The 22,914-nt window shown below is 34.1% G+C and carries 29 protein-coding genes and 4 tRNA genes; 9 read left to right on the top strand and 24 right to left on the bottom strand.

What is annotated here, in order from left to right; all coding sequences use genetic code 11:
• Positions 1–43 precede the first annotated feature (43 nt).
• From C237_RS0104605 to rpsU, 7 genes are all read right to left on the bottom strand, one after another.
• Positions 44–115: transfer RNA gene (locus C237_RS0104605), tRNA-Thr, on the bottom strand.
• A 41-nt stretch (positions 116–156) separates the two neighbouring features.
• Positions 157–229 (bottom strand) — tRNA-Gly (locus C237_RS0104600).
• Between the two features lie 71 nt (positions 230–300).
• Positions 301–383 (bottom strand) — tRNA-Tyr (locus C237_RS0104595).
• Positions 384–396: 13 nt separating this feature from the next.
• Positions 397–470: transfer RNA gene (locus C237_RS0104590), tRNA-Thr, on the bottom strand.
• 95 nt (positions 471–565) lie between these two features.
• The gene (gene hpf, locus C237_RS0104585) at positions 566–856 is read right to left on the bottom strand and encodes a ribosome hibernation-promoting factor, HPF/YfiA family (protein ID WP_018675322.1); all 291 of its coding nucleotides are present in this window, start codon (positions 854–856) and stop codon (positions 566–568) included.
• 27 nt (positions 857–883) lie between these two features.
• Positions 884–1,768: a tyrosine-type recombinase/integrase gene (locus C237_RS0104580; RefSeq protein ID WP_026315496.1), complete on the bottom strand. Its 885-nt coding sequence runs from the start codon at positions 1,766–1,768 to the stop codon at positions 884–886.
• Between the two features lie 91 nt (positions 1,769–1,859).
• Positions 1,860–2,057, bottom strand: coding sequence for a 30S ribosomal protein S21 (gene rpsU / locus C237_RS0104575; protein ID WP_018675320.1), 198 nt, complete (start codon positions 2,055–2,057; stop codon positions 1,860–1,862).
• 171 nt (positions 2,058–2,228) lie between these two features.
• Here rpsU and C237_RS0104570 point away from each other — a divergent pair, with 171 nt between their 5' ends.
• From C237_RS0104570 to C237_RS0104535, 8 genes are all read left to right on the top strand, one after another.
• Positions 2,229–3,095 carry a DMT family transporter gene (locus C237_RS0104570; protein ID WP_051081505.1) on the top strand — a complete coding sequence of 289 codons (867 nt, stop codon included), beginning with the start codon at positions 2,229–2,231 and terminating at the stop codon, positions 3,093–3,095.
• Positions 3,092–4,165 carry a putative type IX sorting system protein PorV2 gene (locus C237_RS0104565; protein WP_018675317.1) on the top strand — a complete coding sequence of 358 codons (1,074 nt, stop codon included), beginning with the start codon at positions 3,092–3,094 and terminating at the stop codon, positions 4,163–4,165. The genes C237_RS0104570 and C237_RS0104565 overlap by 4 nt, the downstream gene beginning before the upstream one ends.
• Before the next feature lie 214 nt (positions 4,166–4,379).
• On the top strand, positions 4,380–5,060 hold the full coding sequence (locus C237_RS0104560) for an HU domain-containing protein (protein WP_018675316.1): 681 nt from the start codon (positions 4,380–4,382) through the stop codon (positions 5,058–5,060).
• An 18-nt stretch (positions 5,061–5,078) separates the two neighbouring features.
• Complete coding sequence (locus C237_RS0104555; RefSeq protein WP_018675315.1) at positions 5,079–5,591, top strand: acyl-CoA thioesterase; 513 nt, start codon at positions 5,079–5,081, stop codon at positions 5,589–5,591.
• Between the two features lie 16 nt (positions 5,592–5,607).
• Positions 5,608–6,540 (top strand): 2-hydroxyacid dehydrogenase, encoded by a 933-nt coding sequence (locus tag C237_RS0104550; protein WP_018675314.1) that lies wholly within the window; start codon positions 5,608–5,610, stop codon positions 6,538–6,540.
• Positions 6,541–6,545: 5 nt separating this feature from the next.
• Positions 6,546–7,802, top strand: coding sequence for a serine hydrolase domain-containing protein (locus tag C237_RS0104545; protein ID WP_018675313.1), 1,257 nt, complete (start codon positions 6,546–6,548; stop codon positions 7,800–7,802).
• Positions 7,803–7,820: 18 nt separating this feature from the next.
• Entirely contained in the window at positions 7,821–9,539 is a 1,719-nt protein-coding gene (locus C237_RS0104540; RefSeq protein WP_018675312.1) for an Ig-like domain-containing domain, read from the top strand.
• Positions 9,532–9,993 (top strand): heme-binding domain-containing protein, encoded by a 462-nt coding sequence (locus tag C237_RS0104535; protein ID WP_018675311.1) that lies wholly within the window; start codon positions 9,532–9,534, stop codon positions 9,991–9,993. The genes C237_RS0104540 and C237_RS0104535 overlap by 8 nt, the downstream gene beginning before the upstream one ends.
• A gap of 3 nt (positions 9,994–9,996) precedes the next feature.
• On the opposite strand, the gene C237_RS0104530 is transcribed toward C237_RS0104535, so the two are convergent.
• The 17 genes from C237_RS0104530 to C237_RS0104460 form a co-directional block, all read right to left on the bottom strand.
• Positions 9,997–11,205: a type IX secretion system plug protein gene (locus tag C237_RS0104530; protein WP_018675310.1), complete on the bottom strand. Its 1,209-nt coding sequence runs from the start codon at positions 11,203–11,205 to the stop codon at positions 9,997–9,999.
• Positions 11,206–11,318: 113 nt separating this feature from the next.
• On the bottom strand, positions 11,319–11,849 hold the full coding sequence (locus C237_RS0104525) for a hypothetical protein (protein WP_018675309.1): 531 nt from the start codon (positions 11,847–11,849) through the stop codon (positions 11,319–11,321).
• Positions 11,846–12,418 carry a hypothetical protein gene (locus C237_RS0104520; protein WP_018675308.1) on the bottom strand — a complete coding sequence of 191 codons (573 nt, stop codon included), beginning with the start codon at positions 12,416–12,418 and terminating at the stop codon, positions 11,846–11,848. The genes C237_RS0104525 and C237_RS0104520 overlap by 4 nt, the downstream gene beginning before the upstream one ends.
• Before the next feature lie 365 nt (positions 12,419–12,783).
• Positions 12,784–12,921, bottom strand: a complete 138-nt coding sequence (locus C237_RS14700; RefSeq protein ID WP_245539702.1) for a hypothetical protein — start codon at positions 12,919–12,921, stop codon at positions 12,784–12,786.
• The gene (locus C237_RS14695; RefSeq protein WP_169584729.1) at positions 12,902–13,267 is read right to left on the bottom strand and encodes a hypothetical protein; all 366 of its coding nucleotides are present in this window, start codon (positions 13,265–13,267) and stop codon (positions 12,902–12,904) included. Before C237_RS14695 ends, C237_RS14700 begins: the two co-directional genes overlap by 20 nt.
• Before the next feature lie 174 nt (positions 13,268–13,441).
• Positions 13,442–14,248, bottom strand: coding sequence for a GLPGLI family protein (locus C237_RS0104510; RefSeq protein ID WP_018675306.1), 807 nt, complete (start codon positions 14,246–14,248; stop codon positions 13,442–13,444).
• Positions 14,236–14,967 carry a GLPGLI family protein gene (locus tag C237_RS13900; protein ID WP_018675305.1) on the bottom strand — a complete coding sequence of 244 codons (732 nt, stop codon included), beginning with the start codon at positions 14,965–14,967 and terminating at the stop codon, positions 14,236–14,238. Before C237_RS13900 ends, C237_RS0104510 begins: the two co-directional genes overlap by 13 nt.
• 68 nt (positions 14,968–15,035) lie before the next feature.
• Entirely contained in the window at positions 15,036–15,299 is a 264-nt protein-coding gene (locus C237_RS0104500) for a hypothetical protein (RefSeq protein WP_018675304.1), read from the bottom strand.
• Between the two features lie 156 nt (positions 15,300–15,455).
• Positions 15,456–15,641: a hypothetical protein gene (locus C237_RS14935; RefSeq protein ID WP_245539701.1), complete on the bottom strand. Its 186-nt coding sequence runs from the start codon at positions 15,639–15,641 to the stop codon at positions 15,456–15,458.
• An 89-nt stretch (positions 15,642–15,730) separates the two neighbouring features.
• Positions 15,731–16,273, bottom strand: a complete 543-nt coding sequence (locus C237_RS13620; protein WP_018675302.1) for a GLPGLI family protein — start codon at positions 16,271–16,273, stop codon at positions 15,731–15,733.
• Between the two features lie 121 nt (positions 16,274–16,394).
• Positions 16,395–16,700, bottom strand: coding sequence for a 30S ribosomal protein S10 (gene rpsJ, locus C237_RS0104490; protein WP_004916455.1), 306 nt, complete (start codon positions 16,698–16,700; stop codon positions 16,395–16,397).
• Positions 16,701–16,817: 117 nt separating this feature from the next.
• Positions 16,818–18,935, bottom strand: a complete 2,118-nt coding sequence (fusA, locus tag C237_RS0104485) for an elongation factor G (RefSeq protein ID WP_018675301.1) — start codon at positions 18,933–18,935, stop codon at positions 16,818–16,820.
• A gap of 6 nt (positions 18,936–18,941) precedes the next feature.
• A complete protein-coding gene (gene rpsG, locus C237_RS0104480; protein ID WP_018675300.1) occupies positions 18,942–19,418 on the bottom strand; it encodes a 30S ribosomal protein S7 in 477 nt (158 codons plus the stop codon).
• Between the two features lie 25 nt (positions 19,419–19,443).
• Positions 19,444–19,824, bottom strand: coding sequence for a 30S ribosomal protein S12 (rpsL, locus tag C237_RS0104475; protein WP_018675299.1), 381 nt, complete (start codon positions 19,822–19,824; stop codon positions 19,444–19,446).
• 170 nt (positions 19,825–19,994) lie between these two features.
• Positions 19,995–20,567: a hypothetical protein gene (locus C237_RS0104470; RefSeq protein WP_018675298.1), complete on the bottom strand. Its 573-nt coding sequence runs from the start codon at positions 20,565–20,567 to the stop codon at positions 19,995–19,997.
• A gap of 81 nt (positions 20,568–20,648) precedes the next feature.
• On the bottom strand, positions 20,649–21,578 hold the full coding sequence (locus tag C237_RS0104465) for a hypothetical protein (RefSeq protein ID WP_018675297.1): 930 nt from the start codon (positions 21,576–21,578) through the stop codon (positions 20,649–20,651).
• A gap of 5 nt (positions 21,579–21,583) precedes the next feature.
• Positions 21,584–22,459 carry a DUF6175 family protein gene (locus tag C237_RS0104460; RefSeq protein ID WP_018675296.1) on the bottom strand — a complete coding sequence of 292 codons (876 nt, stop codon included), beginning with the start codon at positions 22,457–22,459 and terminating at the stop codon, positions 21,584–21,586.
• A 264-nt stretch (positions 22,460–22,723) separates the two neighbouring features.
• On the opposite strand from C237_RS0104460, the gene C237_RS14500 reads away from it, so the two are divergent.
• On the top strand, positions 22,724–22,914 hold a 191-nt coding region (locus C237_RS14500; protein WP_185095100.1), incomplete at its 3' end, for a transposase.

Below are 22,914 nucleotides of genomic sequence, written 5' to 3'. Positions count from 1 at the left end.
ATATAAAACAAAAAAATCCCCCAACTTAGTTGAGAGATTGATGAGCCATTATCGGGATTTGAACCCGAGACCTCTTCCTTACCAAGGAAGCGCTCTACCCCTGAGCTATAACGGCTTATAAAAAAATCACAGCCCAAAAGGTTGTGATTTTCTTTGAGCGGAAGACGGGGGTCGAACCCGCGACATTCAGCTTGGAAGGCTGACGCTCTACCAACTGAGCTACTTCCGCATTTTTATGGTTGGTAATGGATTGCAAAAATAAACAAATTTTATTAATCTGCAAATTTTATTAAAAAAATGTGGGGGGAGCAGGATTCGAACCTGCGAAGTCTCACGACAACGGAGTTACAGTCCGTCCCATTTGGCCACTCTGGTATCCCCCCGACAATTTTTATGAGCCTCCAGAGGGATTCGAACCCACGACCCCGAGATTACAAATCACGTGCTCTGGCCAACTGAGCTATGGAGGCAAATATTGCGTATGTTAATATACTTCTGTTCTCTTTTGCGGTTGCAAATATACAACACTTTTTATTAAATACGCAAATATTTTTATAATTATTTTTTAATTCTTTTCTTTCTTTTTGATTAGCAACTTCTTAGCAATATCACTACATTTATCTATTGCCTCCTCAAATGTAGCACAAGTCTTTTTCACCACAATATCTTCCCCTGGAACATCTAAAATAACTTCTGCCGTTTTATTTTCTTTTTCACTAGAATTTTCCACTTTTAGGAATACTTTAGCTTCCAAAATTTTATCGTAGAAAGTTTCCAGCTTATTTAGTTTTTTCTCCATATACTCTTCTAATGGTTGGTGTGGAGTAAGCCCTAAGGCCTGAACATGTATTTTCATAGTGTTTAAAATTTAATGGTTATGATTCTACTTATTATCTCGTTTTGCTCTCGGATGGTTGGCCTCAAGCACTTTTTTTAATTGTTGAATATTAGCTGAAGTATAGACTTGCGTAGAGGCTAAACTGGCATGTCCCATAATTTCTTTAACCTTAGAAATTTCTGCACCATTATCCAAAAGATGCGTCGCAAAACTATGCCTCAGCATATGGGGACTTCTTTTTTTCTTAGAAGACACTAGGCTAAAGTAATTATTTACCACTGAATAAACAAATTTTTCGGTGAGTTTTTTTCCATTGTCGTGGATAAAAAAATAAGTAGACGCTACATCATTTGGGCTTCTATCATTTTGATAATATGCACATAATAAATCCTTTAAAGCCTCAGAAATAGGAATTATCCTCACTTTATTCCCTTTTCCCACCACTCTGATTTCATTACTCGAAAAACGAACATCATTTAATTTCAATTGACAAAGCTCCGCTCTACGCATCCCCGTTTGATATAGAGTTTCTACAACAAGATAGTCTAATGTAGTGCCAGATGCCTTTAACACCTCTAAAACCTCTGCCATTTCTTCTTGTGAAAACGGCAATTGTTTTTCGGGATAAAATTTTAATGAGGTAATACTTTCCATAGGGGAAACTTGAATTTCACCCAATCGTAGTAAATACTGATAAAAACTGCGTAGGGTAGACAATTTCCGATTAATGCTTCTTTTCGACAAATGCCTTTCGCTAAGGTTAATCATATAATTTTTAATGACTTTTTTATCTACATATAATATCTCATTCTGCCCTTCCGTCTCTTTAACAAACAAACTGAAGTCTGCTAAATCCTTAGCATAACTCGTGATAGTATGCGGGGAGTAGCGTTTTTCGGTACGGATATAATCTAAAAATTGTTCTACCATATAAGAATAATGATTTCCAAATATACTAAATAAAAAATCACTTCCTAAATAATAGAAAGTGATTTTAGTTGTTTTAAACAAAGAAAAAGGCTTATGCTTGTTCTTCTTTGCTTAAATTCCTTTGTTTGTGAGCTGCTTTAAGCACTTGCTGTCTTCTAAGAACGGAAGGCTTCACATATTGCTGTCTTGCTCTAAGTGAACGCACAACGCCAGTTCTATCGAATTTTCTTTTGTACTTTTTTAAAGCTCTGTCGATGGACTCTCCATCTTTCACTGGAATAATTAGCATAATTTACATCTCATTTTTCGGTTGCAAAAGTATCATTTTATTTTTAAAACCACAAATATCTGCCAGTTTTTTTCATCAAATATTGATGGTTTGACATTTATTTTCGTTCTTTGCAAAATGAATTTAAACTTCTGGAACAATACGACTTTTAAGCTCCATATCATCGTGTTTATGTGGGGCTTTACCGCTATTTTGGGAAAAATGATTAGCGTGGGGTCTTTCGTTTTGGTCTTCTTCAGAATGGGGCTTACGGCAATCAGTATTTTTATATTTCTTAGAATCATCAAAGGTAGGCACATCTGGGTTTCTAAAAAACTACTGCTTAGTCTTTTAGGAATTGGACTCGTGATGGGGCTACATTGGCTATTTTTCTTTGAATCTATTAAAGTGTCTAATGTTTCCATTACTTTGAGTTGCATCGCCATGTCTACGCTATTCGCATCCATCATAGAACCTATGATATATAAACGAAAACTAGATTGGTCGGAAGTGATTATCGGAATCATCATCATGGGATGTATGGGACTGATTTTTAAAACCGAATTTCGCTATAAACTAGGTATTTTTTACGGAGTACTCTGCGCTTTATTGGGTACTATATTTTCTATTTGCAATGGAAAACTTTCCCAAAAAACCTCAGCAGGGAATATTATTTTATACGAAATGATGGGGGGCTGCCTACTGATGGCATTAATTTTAATATTTAAAAGTGATTTTACCCAAATCTATGAAATAAACTATACCGATTTAGCGTTAATACTCATATTGGCAATCGTATTTACGGCATATCCCATGATAGAATCTACCAATTTAATGAAAATCATTTCACCATTTACCTTAATATTAACGGTAAATTTAGAGCCTGTTTATGGTATTCTGTTGGCATATTTCATTTTTGGGGAATCCGAACACATGAATCCTATGTTTTACCTCGGAGCATCCATTATGATTGGATCTATTATTGCCAATGGCATTATAAAATCCAAAAGGAAAAAAGCCAAAAGTCTTACCGAAGACGCTGAAAATCCAACGCTATGAAACGATTATTAATTTTATTATCCATTGGACTCTACCATACCGCTTCCGCTCAACTAATTAGAAAATATTCTAATGAATTTCTAAATATTGGGGCTGGGGCTAGAGGTCTAGCAATGGGTGGCGCCGTAATTTCTAACCAAAATGATGTCTATGCACCTATGTGGAATCCCGCTGGACTCACGAGTATTACCTCCGATTGGCAAGGTGCCGCTATGCACGCCGAATATTTTGAAAGCATTGCCAAATACGACTACCTTTCGTATGCCAAAGCCCTTGATAGAAATGGTGGGGTGTTCGGTGTTTCCGTTGTGAGATTGGGTGTGGACAACATCCTCAACACAACCAAACTTATCGACAGCGAGGGTAATATCGACTATGATAAAATTACAAAATTCTCTCAGGCAGATTATGCCGCTCTTGTATCTTATGCGTTTAATCCGCACCACAAATGGAGTGTGGGTGCAAATGCCAAATTAGTCTATCGTAATGTAGGGAAATTTGCTAATGGATTTGGATTTGGGTTTGATATTGGCGCCATATACCATTCTGACAAAGGTTGGCACTATGGAGCCATGCTGAGAGATGCCACCACCACGGTTAATTTTTGGTCTATCAATCAAAAAGAATTGTCTACTGTGGTAAATGGAGAGGAATTGAATCCCGTCCCAGAAAACAAAATGGAACTCATAATGCCTAAACTTAATCTAGGTGTCAGTAGAACATTTGAACTCAGCAGAGATTTAAACTTACTTCCAGAAGCCGGCATCAATGTAGATTTTGCTAAAACTGCCGCTATTATTTCTACCGATTTCGCTAGTATTACGCCTTATGCAGGAGCAGAATTGTCCTATGAAAATATGGTCTTTATAAGAGCTGGGATTAATCGTTTCCAAAACATTACCGATATAGAAAGTCAGAAACACCAAGTCTCTTTTCAACCTAGTGCTGGGGTAGGTATCAAATACAAAGGCTTAACTTTAGACTATGCCATCACCAATTCTGGAATTGGAAGCAGCCAATTGTATTCTAATTTTTTCTCGCTAAAACTGGATATGGGGGAGTTTAGGTGAAATGAAAAGTGTAGAGTGAAAAGTTTTGAAGGATGGGGGGGAAGTTAATTATAAATGCTAAATTATAAATTTTAAATTAAAAGTGAAGAATCAAAAGTTTTGTGTTTCGAGTGACTTGCAGTCAAAGAACTAAATTCTAAACTATTGCCTACGGCTAAAATCTAACTTCTAAGTTCTAATCTCTATCAAATTATTTCTCTATCTTTGCCACGCTATGAATATCAACAATTGTATTTTAGAATCATTGAAGGCTAATGGCAAAGTGACATTGCCCAATTTCGGAGTGTTTTATCTAAAGCGTTCTGCGGCTATTCTCAACGCAGAAGATGGTCGTATTTTGCCACCTGCACAACAGGTATGTTTTTCCAAAGACAAGGTTTCGGATAAGGGACAATTCACACATCAAGTAGCTCAATATAAGGAAATTTCCTTAGAAGTTGCCCAATTTGAAGTCGATACCCAAGTGGACTATTGGAATAAACAGTTAGAGGCTAAAACCCCTTTTAATATAGAAGGTATTGGACAGTTTCATTTGAACCAACAACAAATGGTGTTTGAAGGGGAACGCGTAGAAACCGATAACACCCCAGATTTCTTTGGATTAGAAGCCATTAACCTAGCGGATATTACTCCAAAACATGAGCCTACCGCACCGCAACCTAAAAAGAAGAAAAACTGGCTATGGTTATGGATTGTTTTATTTTTAATTTCCGCTGGTATTTTTGCCTATGTGGCAATTACCAATCCTGAGTTAATTTTTGGTGAGCAAAGTGAATTAGCACCGAAAGTTACGGCCAAAAAAACGCCAGAAATACAACAAACCCCAGTGGTAAAAGATACCATCACATCGGATAGCCTTACCACAAACCAAGATAGTTTACAATTGACAAAATAATATGTTCCAAATTTTATGATGAAAAAAACAAAAACACCTGCCGAAACTCTAACGATAATGACCAATATCGTACTGCCTAATGAAACCAACTCACTAAGAAATCTCTTCGGTGGTGAGTTATTATCCAAAATGGATAGATGTGCTTCTATTTCTGCAGCAAGGCACTGTGGAAGACGCGTGGTAACAGCATCGGTCAATCATGTGTCCTTTAACCATCCTATCCCAGAAGGTGGCGTAGTGGTTTTAGAATCTAAGGTTACAAGAGCCTTTTCTACCTCTATGGAAGTTTATGTAGATGTTTGGATGGATGACCCTATTGCCCAAAAGAAAATCCACACCAACGAGGGCATCTATACTTTTGTCGCCGTAGATGAGTTTAATAAACCTGTACCTATTCCAGAATTAGAACCTGAAACTGAGGTAGAAAAAGAGCGTTTTCAAGCCGCGTTAAGAAGAAAAGAATTATCCCTTATCCTTTCTGGGCGTATGCAAGCTAAGGATTCCATAGAACTTAAAAAATTGTTTTCTTAAACCTTTAATAAGTCTCATGAAATTTCTACAAATAGACCACAACCATCCCCTAATCCACGAGCAATTGACCGCTGCTGGATTTATAGTAGATGAAGATACGCAATCGTCTTATGATGAAATATTGGAAAAAATTCAATCGTATGATGGTCTTATTTTAAGAAGTAGAATACCTATTGATGAGGCGTTCCTTAGCCATGCCTCACATTTAAAATGTATTGCGCGTGTAGGCGCGGGCATGGAAAATATCGATACTAAAAAAGCAGAAGAACTAGGCATTACCTTAATTAATTCCCCAGAAGGTAATAGAGATGCATTAGCAGAGCATGCTTTAGGTATGTTATTGGTGCTCATGAATCGTCTGTTTATTTCTGCTAATGAATTAAAACAAGGCATTTGGAAACGCGAAGAAAACAGAGGAGAAGAAATTAAGGATAAAACAGTCGGGTTGATTGGCTACGGTTATATGGGAAAGGCTTTTGCTAAACGCCTCAGTGGATTTGGGTGTAAAGTTATTTTTCATGATATATTGCCTGACCTTTCAGATAAGTATGCCACACAAGTTTCTTTAGAAGAATTACAAAACCAAGCCGATATTGTGAGTATTCATTTACCTTTAGCCCAAGATACTATGGGTTGGTTAGATGGAAACTTTATCTCAAAGATGAAAAAAGAATTTTACCTCATCAATACGGCTAGAGGCAAAAATGTAGTTACGCCCGATGTAGTCAGAGCTTTAAAGCAAGGAAAAATAAAAGGTGCCGCATTGGATGTTTTAGAGTATGAAAAATCATCTTTTGAAAACTTAGAACATAACAACGAAGATTTAGAGTATTTATTACATTCCGACAAAGTGCTCATTACCCCACACATCGCTGGATGGACACACGAAAGCAAAATAAAACTCGCCCAAGTGATTGTAAATAAAATCTTAGCAAAATTTAAGTCGTAATAACTATGAATGGTTTTAAATGGTGGATACTCATACTTTGCCTTTTTTTTTCTTGTAGTAAAAAGCAAGAAGACGCCACGCCTGTAAAGCCTAAAACGAATTTACCCCATTATGCGGATATCAACTTTAAAACTATTTTTAGCCCGCAAGATAATACTCTAGCCCACGAGGATTCTATAAGACAAATCATTGAAAATTATTACCAAACCATTTGGGACGGTAGCAAATTGAGCGGTGGATTTCTTGTCGCTAAAGGCAATCATATTTTATTTGAACGCTACCGTGGTTATGGTAGAGAGCAAGAGCAAATGCCCATTACCCATAACACGCCCATGCATATAGCTTCTATTTCTAAAACCATGACGGCAATGGCGATTATGAAATTGATAGAAGCTAAGAAAATCAACCTTCATCAAAAAGTCACGCATTTTTTTCCAAAGTTCCCATACGCTGAAGTGGAAATTATCCATCTGCTTAATCAAAGAAGTGGCATCCCAAAATATGAACATTTTCTAGACCATCTGACTCCAAAACCTAAAGTTTTAGAACAACCTTTTTTGAGTAATCAAAATATTTTAGATTTACTGATACAATACCAGCCGCCTCTCGCCCGCCCTACCAATACGGGATTTATGTATTGTAATACCAACTATGCACTACTGGCACTTATTGTAGAACAAGTAACGCATAAAAAATTCCCTGTTGCCATGCACGAAATGCTTTTTGAATCCCTTGGTATGGATGACACCTATATTTTCCAAGAGCGCAACATTCCTACGGCAGCACAATCATTTTATTACAAAGACACCAAACTCTATCCTCTCAATAATTTAGATTTAATTTATGGTGATAAAAATGTATATACTACCCCTCGCGATTTATTAAAATTTTCGCAAGCGATGTATGCGCCTAATTTCCTTACTCCTGAATTGATGCAACAAGTATTTACCCCTTACAGTAATGAAAAAGATGGAGTTAATAATTACGGATTAGGCTTTAGAATGAAGGTGTATGATAATGGCGAAAAACTAATCTACCATACAGGATGGTGGCATGGTTCTAATGCTATTTTTATACATTTATTAAAGTCTAAAACCACCATTATAGCCATTGGCAACCGTTTTTCTAGAAGTATCTATTCCGCGATGACGCTTTCTGGTTTATTTGAAGATTTTCCCTTTGAGGTTGAAACCTTTAATAACGACTTAAGCGATGGCGATATAAAAAAATTATCTCAAGTTCTTGCTGAACCCAAATCATAAATTTTGTAGTTTTGACCCATGATAAAAAAACTTGTTTTAATCCTTATCACTAATCTATTACTTTGGTCTTGTGCTAGAGTCGGTTCGCCAGTTGGTGGTAGCAAAGATACCATACCGCCCCAGTATATGGGCTCTAATATTGATAGTCCTAGAGTGAATGTTTCTACTAATCTAAGGGAACTTCGCATTGATTTTGACGAGTATATTCAATTGAAAAATATCCAAAAACAACTGATTATCTCGCCACCGATAAAAAATTTAAAAAAAATCATCCCTTCCAACTTAGCCAATAAGTATATTCTAATCCAATGGGGGGATTCACTACAACGCAATACCACTTATAATTTTAATTTTGGTAATGCCATTGTGGACTATAACGAAGGGAACGTTTTACCTTATTTCAATTTTGCATTTTCTACGGGCAGTCATTTGGATAGCCTTTATCTTAGTGGAACGGCTAAAGCCGTATTATCCAATCAAAATGATAAAGAAGCGAATATCATCATTGGGCTGTATCCTTATAAAGATAGTATTAATTATAGAGAAAAGCCTTATTATATTACCAAAGCGGATAAAGATGGCTACTACGAATTAGATTATCTAGCAGTAGGACATTATAAACTCATCGCTTTTAATGATGAAAATGGCAATTCGGTATATGATACAGGGAAAGAAGCCTTAGGATTTATTAAAGATTCCATTAACCTTAAACAAAGTATTTCAGGGTTAAACCTCAACCTTTATCCTGCTAAGAAAAAATTGGAATATAAAGAACTGAAAGCAACAAATGGCGGTATATTAATGACTTTTGAAGGAAATCCTAAAAAGGTAGAGGTAAAATCTATATCCTCAGAACTTTCGGACTACAAAATTACCCATACGCCTTATTCCGATTCATTAACGATTTGGTTTGATGCAGCCAAGGAGGGCTTTAGCCCAGAGAAAGGAACTTTATTAAAATTCAGTTATGATTTAGGTTCTAAAAAAGATACCGTACAAACTTTCTACAAGCCTATTACCAAAGATGAATTAACACTAAAAAACAACTATGGTGGGGTGCTAAAACCCAAACAACCTTTAGTAATTACTTCTAACTATGCCATTGATAAAATAGACGCTCAATATTGGAAACTTACCGCAGATAGTATGCAAGTGGCGTTCAATTTTGAGGCTGAAATATCAAAGGATTCGCCGTATAAAATAGAAGTTTCCGCCCCCTACGAAGCAGATAAAAATTACCGCCTCATTATTCCAAAATCTACGGTATTATCTTACTACCAATCCAATGCAAAACCTTATGCATTTGATTTTAAAGTAGATGCCGCACATAACTATGGTACACTCACTATACGCCTTGCTCACGCACCTAAAATGCCTTTTTGGGTTCAATTATTGGATAAAGATTATAAAACCATCAATTCTATAAAAACTCAAAAGAGTGAAATTAAATTTTCAGAGTTAAAACCTAGCAACTATCATATCCAAATTTTAGTAGATGACAATGATAATGGCGTTTGGGATACGGCTAACCTTAGCACCAATACCCTTGCCGAAGGCTATTATCTTTATCCGAAAACTTTGGAAGTGCGTCAACTTTGGGATTTGGTGGAAGATTGGGATCTAGCACCGAATACCGATACCGCAAAGACAACCCCAATATCAGATAGCACGGAGCAACAAAGTCCTAGTTTAAAACTTTCATTGCCGTTAAAAAAAGAGACCACCACTAATGAATAAAACGCTAAAAGTTATTCTCTGGATAATTCTGGGATTGGGGTTGATCCAACTTATTCCCGTAGATAGAACCAATCCCCCCGTAGAGGCTAAGACCGATTTTGTGAAAATAGAACACGCTCCCGAGAAAGTAACCCAACTTCTAAAAACGGCATGCTATGATTGTCATTCTTATGAAACCCGATATCCAAACTATGCCTATATCGCGCCGCTTTCTTGGAGCATTAAAAGTCATATCAATGATGGTAGACGCTACCTTAATTTTTCTGTTTGGGAAACTTATAATCCTTATCTAAAACAAGGCGCTATAGAACACACCATCGAAACAATAAAAAATGGCAGTATGCCCTTGCCAAGCTATATTAATTTTCATCCAGAGGCTCAGCTTACCCCAAAAGAGAAACAATTGCTAATTGATTTTTTCCAAAAGAAATTGGATAGCCTAACGCAAAAATAATTTCTATCTAACAGGCGTTCTAAATTCGCCGTAGCCTAAAAGTCCATCATAATTTCTACCAAATGGACGGTAATATAAAAAGGCTTGATAAAGATTTTCCGTTTGCCAAAAATTACCATTAATTTGTCCATAGTTTAATGGTGCATTCCCTTTTTTCGTTGCCAAAATATAACTATAAAAGCCTTGTTTTAAATAAATTCTCGCTTCGTATTGTTTGGTTTTGGCATTGTAAGTCATTTTTGAGGCTTCATTCGGCGTATATTCGTTGAACAATCCTAAAACATAAATTGCCTCGTCCATAGGTTCGGAATCCAAATAAAAATGTACCCAAGCATAGTCGCCCTCAGTATTAGCGGCTCTTTCAAGCCCTAAATCATTTCTTCTAAAATAAAAGGCACCATTTACATCGGGCTGAAATTGATAATTGAGCGGATACGCCCAAACGGGATAGAGATAAGTTTGATTAACTCCATCCACCATTTCCGTGGCGGCAACCATATCAAAGGCTTGGTCTATATTTTTATTGTCGAAGTAATAAAACTCATTATTCCCTGCAAAAGTTAATGACAACTGCTGAAACAACAATTCATTTCCCGAGGTGTGACTTGGCTTCTGATTGTAAACACCTATATTCCAATTGTTATTTTGAATGACATTAAGGCTGATATTATTGACATTATTCGCCATCACACTTCCTCCCACAGCTTTCACCTCTACCCTTTGGTTTAATTGAGGTTGGCGTGCGTCTGAAAATCTTGTCATATTAAGCCCTAAATTGGTACCCTCTTCTACCACACAAAATCTACGAATAAATAAAGGTTGATTTTGAGAGTTTTTATAGACAATAATTTCAAAATTTCCCGATATTTTCGGTTGAATATCTTGGTTAGGAAAAGTCAGTTCGTAGTGGGTGTATTTTTGTAGCGTATTGAAAGAGTATTGATATTGATCAATCAGAGCATTCAGATTACCTTTCGCATATTCTGTAAAAAATAAGCCATCGTCTTGCCAGTTTCTATCGTAGTGTTTTATGGTATAGCGGTATCGGTTGCTGGTGGCATCCAAGTCATCAAACCTTAAAATGAGCTGTTCCCCAAACTTGATAATAGGCGTTTCATCATTGGTTTGTGGATTAAACAATTGGATACTTTTTATATCTTGAGCGCCCAACCACTGCCCAACCAGCATTAATAAGATTGCTAAATATTTCATCTTTTATATATTTGATAGCGAAGATAAGGATTTTTGTTTATATCAAAACACCTGCCTTAATTTCTAAAGCAGGTGTGAGGTTTTTAATGGTAGATACTATTTTTTGAATACAATTATTGAAGTAACGGAAACACTTTTCTTCTTAAAATCCCTATCTCATCTTGCCAAGTCTCATCCGAGAGTCTATCTTGCCAACTCGTTACCGTTAAGACATTGGCTCCTTTATCTAACACAATATCTTTTCCAATACCTTCGTCTATTGTTTGATTATTATAATTAAAAGCTTTTAAAAAGTTTCTGTTTTTACGCCTAACTCCTTTTCCAAAATCTTCATCTTTTAGAACCAATATCTTTACTTTAGGATATTTATCTATTAAATAGTCAATAGTAGGCTGAAGTCTTTTACTCCCTTCTGTTTCTATAAGAACATAATACAATTGTGTATTTTTAAACTGATGCTCTATATCTGTATAATTTTTTATATTCATTCTACAAGGTTCACACCAAATAGCAAAAGTTTTAAGTAGCGTTCTTTCTGACTTACGGGCAATAGCCCTAATATCCTCTTTCCCTACATATTGTACAGACTGTGCAAAGTTAAAAGTAGATATAAGAAACAAAAAAGTTTTAATTATTTTGTTCATAATTTTTCAATATTTAATTCAAAACCTCCATAATTACCTAATTTTTTTGATAATGGATATGCGCCTGATTTGATTATATATTTATTGTCAAAAATAATATCTTCGTCAACATAGAGCGTAGAGTCAAAACCTTCAATCTGAATTTCATGATCCAAAATCACATAACCTGTATACACACTACCAACATTGTTCAAGTTTTTAGTATTATCAGTTTTAGTGTTTTTATTTTTGACAATAACACCCTTGAACTTGTTCGCACTACCATCAGATTTCAAAGTATCTTTTGAATTCCAAATATCAATCCAAATCATTGTGACTTCACAAATTCCAAAACCACGACAACCTCTTGATTTACGCCCCAGTATAAACTCAAAACCAGCGTCAACTCCATTTTCAGAAATTATATCTGACTTTTCTAAAATTGTTTTCGTTTTAGAAAAGTCAGAAAAGCTAACTTGGTTAGATGTTAGAGATGAACTTGTTTGATCATCATTTTTAATAACATTATCTTGTCTACAAGATACTAGTAAAGTACATGTAACTAAACATGCAAAAATCATTTTTTTCATAATTTAAAATTTTATTTGTTTAACATATCGCAAATATATACAAAATAATTAAATACAAAAATATTTATATGAAAAAAATCATAAAAAAGTTATTTATATTAGATATAAATAAAAACAATGTTTTACTTTTTCACTTCGTATCAAAACTTTTCCCTCCTATTTATTATCCTCAGGGTAATTAATCGCCATTGTAAGGTCTATCGCCTTCTTATTTCAATTCTATTGGATTATAAGGTTTTGGTTTAGTTTTACGATTATCTGTGGGTGTTATTTTTACTTCTGTAGATGTATTAACATACTTTACTAAATCTTTACTTGCTCTTTCTTTAAGCTCAAAGTATTGCTTTTTAGATGTAATTATTGGTTTAGTCGATTGTTCTAATCCTTGAATAGAATCTAACCTTTTTTAGAGCAACAGCTTCAAATAAAAATTGTTTTTTGGCATCCTCAACTTTTAATATTAGCCCTGGAAGCCCCGTAAACTTATAAGGTCCATCTGGAATTGAAATATCTTCTGTAAACCAAACGATATAATCCCTTCTTGCAAAACGACCCTTTGCTTTTACCTAATAAACTATCTTTATCATCTTCAATGTTCCAGTTGATTTTAGGAATATTTTCTTTATATTCAAACGCATCGGTTAGGATTTTATCATAAAAAGTTAATTCATTTTTTATAAAATTCTTAGTGATTTGATAAGCACTTTTATCAAAATGATATTTATACCGATTCATCACCATAGCCATTCTATCAACCCCATTTTCCCGATCTTTATTGAATAAAGAATCTCCCACCCTACGCAAATGACTATAAAATAAAGAATGACCGAGACTAGTCTCTAATGCCATGGTATCAATTTTTGAGAATAGATATCAGTAGAATCTCTCAAACAATTATATTTATAGATGACTTTAACAGCGCTTGTTTCTTGAGCAAAAGCAAAGCAACTTACAAATAGTAATACATATAAAACTATATTTTTCATAAACTATTAATTAGAATAAACCAATCTTAAAAATTAATTATTTTACCCAAATATCATTTTTATCAATAGGATTGTTATATTTTTTCAAGAATAGTTGATAATTTTTTTCAGCATTTCTTATTAACTCTTTGTCATCTATCTCTTTACCATTAAAGTTAATTGATAATGAAATTTTCTGACTTTTATTTTGAGCTAACATTTGTTTTAAATAAGCTGTAGGATCTTCTATAATTTTAGATTTAAACTCTAATAATTGTGCTTGGCTAATATCTATACTTTTTGGCATATTAATACTTACATTCTCATTCTTAATAGCAACTGCTGTAAATTGATAATCATTATCTAATGAATAAATTTCTAATATCAATCCTGGCAGTCCGCTAAATTTGTACGGTCCATCCATTATAGAAATATTTTCTGCATACCATGCTTCCCATTGCCTTCCTCCAAACTCTATTTTTGCTTTTCTTACTCTATAATCGAGAAGAGATTTTTCTTCATTGGTAATAACCCAATTATTCAAATTGGGATATGGTGTTTTATAATCACTATAATTTATTTTTTCAAAACAAAACTGACTTGATGTATAGCGTTTATAAATTTGATATGAGTATGCCAATAAATTATTATATTGTTCTTCACCGATTTCTTTCGGTTGATTTAGCTTAAATAAAGAAGTTCCACTATTAGTATCCACTAAAAGAGAAAAAGTTGCTTTATCTATTATTGTTTTATCCTCTTGGTTTGGGCGAGATACCATAGCATAATCTATAACTATACCCTGAGCATAAGTACTAAAGCTAAATAATAAAATGATAAGTCTAAATAATTTTATTGTTCCCATTTAAATTTTATTTCTAAATCTACTCTTGGCTGTTCAAAGATTGTCCTATCAGGATTTTGACTCAGTGCTTTTTCTAACTCTTCAGACAATCCATATCTTAATTTTGGGTACTTTTGATAAGGTATAAATTGTTGAGTTTTTTCAAAAGGGTTCTTTAGTTCTTCTTGTGTTTTTTCCTTTTGTATAAGCATCCATTGAAACAGATATTTATCATCATATACTTCGTAAACAATTCCAGATAGTCCCGAGAATTTCCAAGGAGCTACTTGCCACTCATTAGATGGCTTAAACCAAGCTGTGTAAGTTCTCCCCCTAAATTGGGTAGTTGCTTTATTTAATTCTATACCATCTATTGTTTTAGTTTCAGAAGATATATCCCATTTAAACGCTACACTATCTTCCAAACTATAATATTTTTCTTGTATGAAATCTTGAATAAAAAACTGGCGCCCATTCTTAGTATATAGTATATATTCATACGGGGTTCTTGGTAAGGCTAAACTCCCATAGTAACTCTCACTTTTAGTCTCTTTCTCTTGCTTTCCAAAAGCTACTTTATAAAGTTTTTCATTAGTATTCTTTTTAGTTAGTACATAGGCTATATCTTTTAATTCTTTATTAGACGGATATTCCTTTGATACTAAACGATATTTAAACATATAAGTCTGTGCATTAAACACAGAAAATAATAGAATTGTAATTGCTAAAATAAACCTCATTTAAAAATTTTTTATAAAAATTGAGAATGAAATTTCATTCTCAATTTTAAAGTTAAAAACTCAGCAAATTATCTCGCCTCATCAAAAGCTACTTTAGCCATCATATTTCGAGCTTTTGACTCACAAGCACTTTGAGAAGACTCATAAGTATAAGAGTACGCCACAAGAACATTATTCCTGTATACTTTTACTTCACACCATCCTCCTTGTACTTTTAAATCAGCCATAACTAAACTAGAGAACTCTAACCTTGAAGACTTTTCTATAACAGAACTTTCTGCACTCATAACACCAGCCACTAACAATGTAGCCATAAAAAATAATTTTTTCATAATTTAAAATTTTATTTATTAACATATCGCAAATATATGAAAAAAAATAAAATACAAAAATATTTATATGAAAAAAATCATAAAAAGTTATTTATATTTTGTACAAATAATAAAGTAGTGTTTTACTTTTTCACTTCGTATCAAAACTTTTCCCTCCTATTTATTATCCTCAGGATAATTAATCGCCATTATAAGGTCTATGGGGTTATTGTGTTTTCTTAAATGAACTTGGTATTTTTTGGCTTGTGCTCTCATATCTATAACCTTTTTATTGCCGTGTTCATCTAAAACAATGATGTCCTTAGCATCTTTTATAGGATTCTCAAAATTTTCTAATTTCAATTTACGGTACATTTTTAGATTGATCGGAATGGCTTTTTTACCATAATCGGTTTCTAAAAAACCATCCGTATCTACGGCGTCCTTCTTATTTACAATTCTATTAACGGAAAAGATATAATTTCCTTAGTATCTCTCAACTCAAATATCAACCCTGGTAAACCTCTAAATTTATACGGTCCTTCAGAAATGGGGTAGTCTTCCGAAAACCATGCTTCCCAATCTCTATTCCCATATTGAGTCATGGCTTTTCTTAGTTTAATGCCATTTACCGTTTTGGTATCATCTAATATCTTCCAATCTTGGATATCATCAGATGGTAAAGCATAATAGTCTGTAGAAACTATTACATATTCTGTATTGTTAGACGTATTGATTGCTCTTTTCACTCTATAAGTTAATTTAGGATAAGCAAACTGTCTTTCATTGGTTTGCTTCTGAAGCGAATCTGCTTTTAAATATTCCGTAGAATAAAATTTTACAGCGTCTTTAGAAAGATCCAAAACAGCCTCTTCTCTTTCAAAATTGTCTTGTAAAGAATCTGTTTTAAAACTGACATTATAATACACCATAACCTCTTGTGCAGAAATCGTTAAGGATAGATAAAATAATAATAAAGTGTAGCGTAGTTTCATAATATTTTACTTTTTTGTTATGCTACAAATATAAACTATTTTTTTAATTGACAAGTCTATCAATAAAAAACGCCTCCCTAAAATTTAGGAAGACGTTGGTATCATAGCAAAGTGTAATTTATCACACTTTGATTTCTACATCTACACCGCTAGGCAGCTCAAGCTTCATCAAAGCATCTACCGTTTTAGAAGAAGAAGAGTAGATATCCATTAATCTTTTGTGTGCAGATAATTGGAACTGTTCTCTTGCTTTTTTATTAACATGCGGAGATCTTAGCACTGTAAAAATTCTTTTGTGTGTTGGTAATGGAATTGGTCCATTTACCACCGCACCCGTAGATTTTACGGTCTTTACGATTTTCTCAGCAGACTTATCTACTAAATTATAATCGTAAGATTTAAGTTTTATTCTGATTCTTTGTGACATTATTTTTTATGCTTTATGCAGTAAGCAACAAGCGATATGCTACTTCTGCGATTATTATAAATAAATTAATCAAGTTCTAAAAGCTTTCAGCATCATGCCTAAAGCTTAAAGCCTCTATTACCCTTTCGCTTTTTCAATCACCTCTTCAGCAACATTCTGTGGCGCTGGTTCATATTTTTCAAACTCCATAGAAGAAGTTGCTCTACCTGAAGATAAAGTTCTAAGAGAGGTTACATAACCGAACATTTCAGAAAGTGGAACGAAAGCTTTTACCACTTTAGCGTTGTTTCTGTCATCCATACCATTGATGGTTCCTCTTCTTCGGTTCAAATCTCCTACGATGTCCCCCATGTATTCTTCAGGCGTTACCACTTCTAATTTCATAATAGGCTCCATAATCACGGCTTTTGCGGCTTTACCAGCAGCTTTGAAACCGAGTTTTGCTGCCAATTCGAAAGAAAGCTGGTCAGAGTCTACCGCGTGGAAAGATCCATCTTTAAGGGTAATCTTCATTGCTTCTACTTCGAATCCTGCCAAAGGTCCGTTTTTCATCGCTTCTTTGAATCCTTTTTCTACGGAAGGAATAAATTCTTTTGGAATGTTACCTCCTTTAATCTCGTTGATGAATTCTAAGCCCGTCTTTCCTTCTTCAGCTGGTCCGATTTCAAATACGATATCTGCAAACTTACCTCTACCACCAGATTGTTTTTTGTAAACTTCTCTGTGGTTAGCTGTTTGAGTTAAAGCTTCTTTGTACTCTACCTGAGGTTGTCCTTGGTTTACTTCTACCTTAAACTCTCTCTTCAAACGATCTACAATGATGTCTAAGTGAAGCTCACCCATACCAGAGATAATCGTTTGTCCAGACGCTTCGTCGGTTTTCACTTGGAAAGTTGGATCTTCTTCAGCCAACTTAGCTAAAGCGTTACCCAATTTATCTTGGTCTGCTTTAGTTTTAGGCTCAACAGCGATACCAATTACTGGATCTGGGAAAATCATAGATTCTAAAACGATAGGGTTTTTCTCATCAGAAAGAGTATCTCCTGTTTTAATATCTTTGAAACCTACTGCTGCACCAATATCCCCTGCTTCAATATATTCTACAGGATTTTGCTTGTTAGCGTGCATTTGATAGATTCTAGAGATTCTCTCTTTATTATTAGATCTAGTGTTAAGAACATAAGAACCTGCATCTAATCTACCTGAGTATGCTCTAAAGAATGCTAATCTACCTACGAATGGGTCAGTCGCAATCTTAAATGCCAATGCAGAGAATGGTTCTTTAACATCTGGTTTTCTAGTAATTTCTTCGTCTGTGTTAGGGTCTGTACCTTTAATATCGTCCTTATCCATTGGAGAAGGTAAATATCTACATACAGCGTCTAGCATAAACTGCACCCCTTTGTTTTTGAAAGAAGAACCACAAGTCATTGGGATAATTGATAAGTCAATTGTAGCTTTTCTCAATGCTTCGTTGATTTCGTCTTCTGTAATAGAATCTGGATCTTCAAAGAATTTTTCTAATAAACTCTCATCGTATTCTGCTACTGCTTCTACAAGGTTTTGTCTATAAGCAAGTACATCATCTTTCATCTCCTCAGGGATTGGCACTACATCAAAAGTGGCACCTTGAGTTTCTTCATGCCAAATGATCGCTCTGTTTTTAATCAAATCTACCACGCCTTTGAAGTCTTCTTCAGCACCGATTGGTAGTACAATTGGAACAGCGTTAGAACCTAACATTTCCTTTACTTGGTTTACCACATTAAGGAAGTCTGCCCCTTGTCTGTCCATTTTATTCACGAAGCCCATTCTGGCTACTTTGTAGTTATCAGCCAATCTCCAGTTGGTTTCGGACTGTGGCTCTACACCATCTACAGCAGAGAATAAGAATACTAAACCATCTAATACTCTAAGAGAACGGTTTACCTCTACGGTAAAGTCAACGTGCCCCGGTGTATCGATGATGTTGAAGTGATATTCTTTAGAGTCTGGTGTAGGCTTACCATCATGTCTAGGGAATACCCAGTTACAAGTGGTTGCTGCAGAAGTAATCGTAATCCCTCTTTCAGCTTCTTGCTCCATCCAATCCATTGTAGCAGCACCTTCGTGCACCTCACCAATTTTGTGAGTTTTTCCGGTATAGAATAAAATTCTTTCCGTGGTTGTAGTCTTTCCGGCATCAATGTGTGCCGCAATACCAATATTTCTGGTGTATCTAAGATCTCTTCCCATTGTTTCTTAAAATCTAAAGTGTGAGAATGCTTTGTTGGCTTCTGCCATTTTGTGTGTATCTGTCTTTTTCTTGAAGGCTGCACCTTCTTCTTTAGCAGCTGCAATAATTTCAGCGGCTAATTTCTGAGCCATAGACTTATCATTTCTGGCTTTAGCATACTTGATTAACCATTTCATTGCCATAGAAATTTTTCTATCGGCTCTAATTGGCATAGGAATTTGGAAGTTAGCACCACCTACTCTTCTAGAGCGCACCTCTACATGGGGCATCACATTAGTAAGGGCATCTTTCCAAATTTCTAGAGAAGATTTTTCTTCTTCTCCTTTTTTAGTTTCTACGATATCCAAAGCATCATAGAAAATTCTAAATGCTACAGACTTTTTACCGTCTAGCATTAGGTTGTTTACAAATCTTGTTACCAACTGATCATTAAATTTTGGATCTGGTAACAATGGTCTTTTTTTTGCTTTTGTCTTTCTCATTGTTCTGTGTCTTAAAATTTAATGATTACTTTTTGTCTTTAGGTCTCTTAGCACCGTATTTGGATCTTCTTTGAAGTCTTCCATTTACACCTGCGGTATCTAAAGCACCACGAACAATGTGATAACGAACTCCCGGTAGGTCTTTCACCCTTCCGCCTCTTACCAATACTATCGAGTGCTCTTGGAGATTATGTCCTTCGCCCGGGATATAAGCGTTTACTTCTTTACCATTAGAAAGTCTTACCCTAGCTACTTTTCTAAGTGCTGAGTTAGGTTTCTTAGGTGTTGTGGTATATACTCTCGTACATACACCTCTCTTTTGTGGACAAGAATCCAAAGCAGCCGATTTGCTCTTCTTGGCAAGTGTGGCTCTTCCTTTTCTTACTAATTGTTGAATAGTAGGCATTTAATTGCTTTTATATAATTTAGTTTTAGGCTGCAAAAATAAGACTTTTATTTGAAACTACAAACTATAATTCATTATTTTTGAACTGACTAGCATTTTCATTAGAAAAAATCTTTCACAATAGCCACTATAAAAACAAAAAAGAGACTGCTTTCACAATCTCTTGAATGTTAATGACCTGAGCAACCTCCATAAAGTTGAACCTCTTGCATATGCATGTCTTTTAATCTTGTTATTTCAATTAGTAGATTAGCATCGTATGCATATGCATCTTCTAAATCGCTATCGCTTAAATTTTCTTCATTTGTAATAGTTTGTTTTAACACTATACTATACTCTTTATTAGAAAATTTAGAGGTACCATAAATATGTTTAAATTTCTGTAATTTGCCATCAATATATAAATATAAATAATCATAGGTTCCTAAATAAACAACATTATTTAATGACAGCCTATTAGCATTTTTATAATCCTTTTGGTTTTCAAAAAAAATACATTCCAAAGTATCATACATTGATGGAGTAATCTTTTTTACAGGAATTTTCCCGACAGTAAAATCATTAGAGACAGAAGTTTCTACATCTGTTTCAATTGTAGTTGTTTTTAATGTATTAACTTCTGATAAATTTTCTTGACTAATAGTATCTTCTGTAATTTTATTTACTTCCTCGGTTGTATTGTTACAAGAAACAAATAATAACAAAGAAATAAAACAACTTGAAGTTAAGTACTTATTTTTCATATCTTTAAATTATAAATGATAAACAATTAATAGCATAGCCTCCATTCCATAATTATCATTTTTAATGATTTACCCCTCATCCTATTTCCAAAGAATAACTTTTGTTCCTGAATTTTTACCATAAGCTACCCCTATCGCTCTTACAGCCTCAATAGTTGCTTTACGCTCTAGATGGGAGTTGTTTATTTCCTTTTCACGAAGTTTTCTATAAAAGATCTCCTTATTTGTAATATATTTATCAATTGTTTTTAATAATATTTGAGATTCTTTATAAGCGGATGTTTCACTTGGAATTTGAGATAATAGCTCTGCAACATCGGACGCTGTATATTCATCTTTACTAGTTGCCCACTTTGCTTTAGCCGCTTGTAAAAGTTCCTTTCCTACATTTTCTTGATACGATTTATAAACTTTCTCTGCTAAAGGTAATACTCTTGTGGTATACGATGGGATTGATTCTGGAATTTGAGATAATAAAAATAAAGCTTCTTCGTAATCTTTAGCACTAACTTGGACATTAACTTTTTGTAATGTTTTAGATAATTCTTTCTCATAGTAGGAAATAATCTTTGATTTTGACATTTCTATAAATTCAATAAAATCACGATTATTCAAATCAATATTTTTCAAACCCATAGCAATTGCATTCGCTTTATTACTACCTCGTCCTTTAGTTTTAAATGAATAATCAGCAAAAGATTTTCCATCAAAAATATTAACTACATTAAATGTAAGCTCATAGTCCACCTCTGCAATAGGAGGCACTCCTGAAGAAGTATGTTCTGATAGTATTGAAACTTCTGGGAACAATGCAAAAACAGCAGTTTCATAATCAATTATTCCACTTTTATTAAGTACTTTCTGCATCTTCACTCTGATTTGAGTATTGATTTTTTCTGATAAACCATACTCACTTTTTATTTGAGCTGGAACGATTGAAATCTCTTGAGATTTCCCTATAAAAACACCTATTAAAAATAATAGATAACTTAAAATTCGACTTAATCTCATGATTATTAATTAGGTTTTATTGTTAATTCAATCTCTGCCAATTTCGATTTAGTTCTACTTACTTTAAATCCTTGTGAAGACACAATATTTTTTAATGTTTTTTCTAAATCTTTATAAAAATTTCTAGCATCTAAAGACTTTCCATTCGTACCAAATAAAGGCATCATCGCTTGTGAAATGTCTATCCTACTATCACTGGAATCATCTGTTGTAAAATTACCCCTCACACATTGAGCAGATAACCAATCTTCTACAGAGTCTAAAATACTCTTTCCATTTATTTCTTCATCTAATGATATGCCTTCAGATATAATGGTGAGTCTAGATTCTCTCCCATTAGCTTCCATTTCATTAAAAGTAGCCATCAGTTGGCTATTAAATTGATCTATCTTATCTAGAACCGCTTCTTGTAGAAGGTTTTCATTGGACTCTCCGATAGCTGGAGCACTTTCTCCACTAGATGCAGCAATTTGTTTACTACTATATATATCTATGCCCGAAAACTCTGCATAGACTTTTTTTCTTGGTCCTTGCTGCGTTATCTTATAAGTTAAATCTATTTTTATATCATAATTTACCTGTAAGCCTTTACCTTGATTTCTTTTTAGTTCTTGCTCAAGCATTACGGTTTCGAAACCTCTTTCTTTCATCATTTCTCCAAATTTTGAAATCATAGCTTTTAATTCAATATTCAGAAACGCTTTACTATAATTTTGAATAAAAATTTCTTCCCCCATATCATCTCCTCCTGATAATAAACCTTTTTGATTAAGAAGAGCATCTGATGGAACTACCATAATTTTAGGTTTTTTAGCACCTTGTCCCAATAAAGTACCAACCCCTAATATTATAATAAGCAATAAACTTATCTTTTTTATCATATCATTTAGATTTTAATTAAATAGATGTCCTAAACTCTTTACAACTCCTTTACTTTCTAAATATTTACGAAGTTCATTTCTATTGACAGATACAATAACTCCTATCTTATATCTATTTCCAACTTTTAGCCTATCCTTAGCTGAGATATTACCATCAGTTGATAAATGAACAAATCGTTCATAATCTCCTTTAAAAAAATTATTGAATATCCTTAATTACACCTATAAGTATTATCTTTGCACTAAATTTAGAAGATAATCCGTATGAACTTATTTACTTTTACAGCTGAGTTTGGAGATGAGCAGAGTTGTCGCAAGCATTTCAAAGAAGAGCGTGACAAGCATGGAGTGGTTTGCAAAAAATGCTCAAATACAACACATTATTGGAAGAGAGACAAAGAATGTTATGAGTGTAAATCTTGTGGTTTTCGCACCTCTTTACGCAGTGGCACTAT

It is taken from the genome of Riemerella columbina DSM 16469 (assembly GCF_000374405.1).
Taxonomy (GTDB): Bacteria; Bacteroidota; Bacteroidia; order Flavobacteriales; family Weeksellaceae; genus Riemerella; species Riemerella columbina.
Note: the sequence above shows the minus strand (reverse complement) of the source record. Positions and strands in the feature narration are given on the sequence as shown.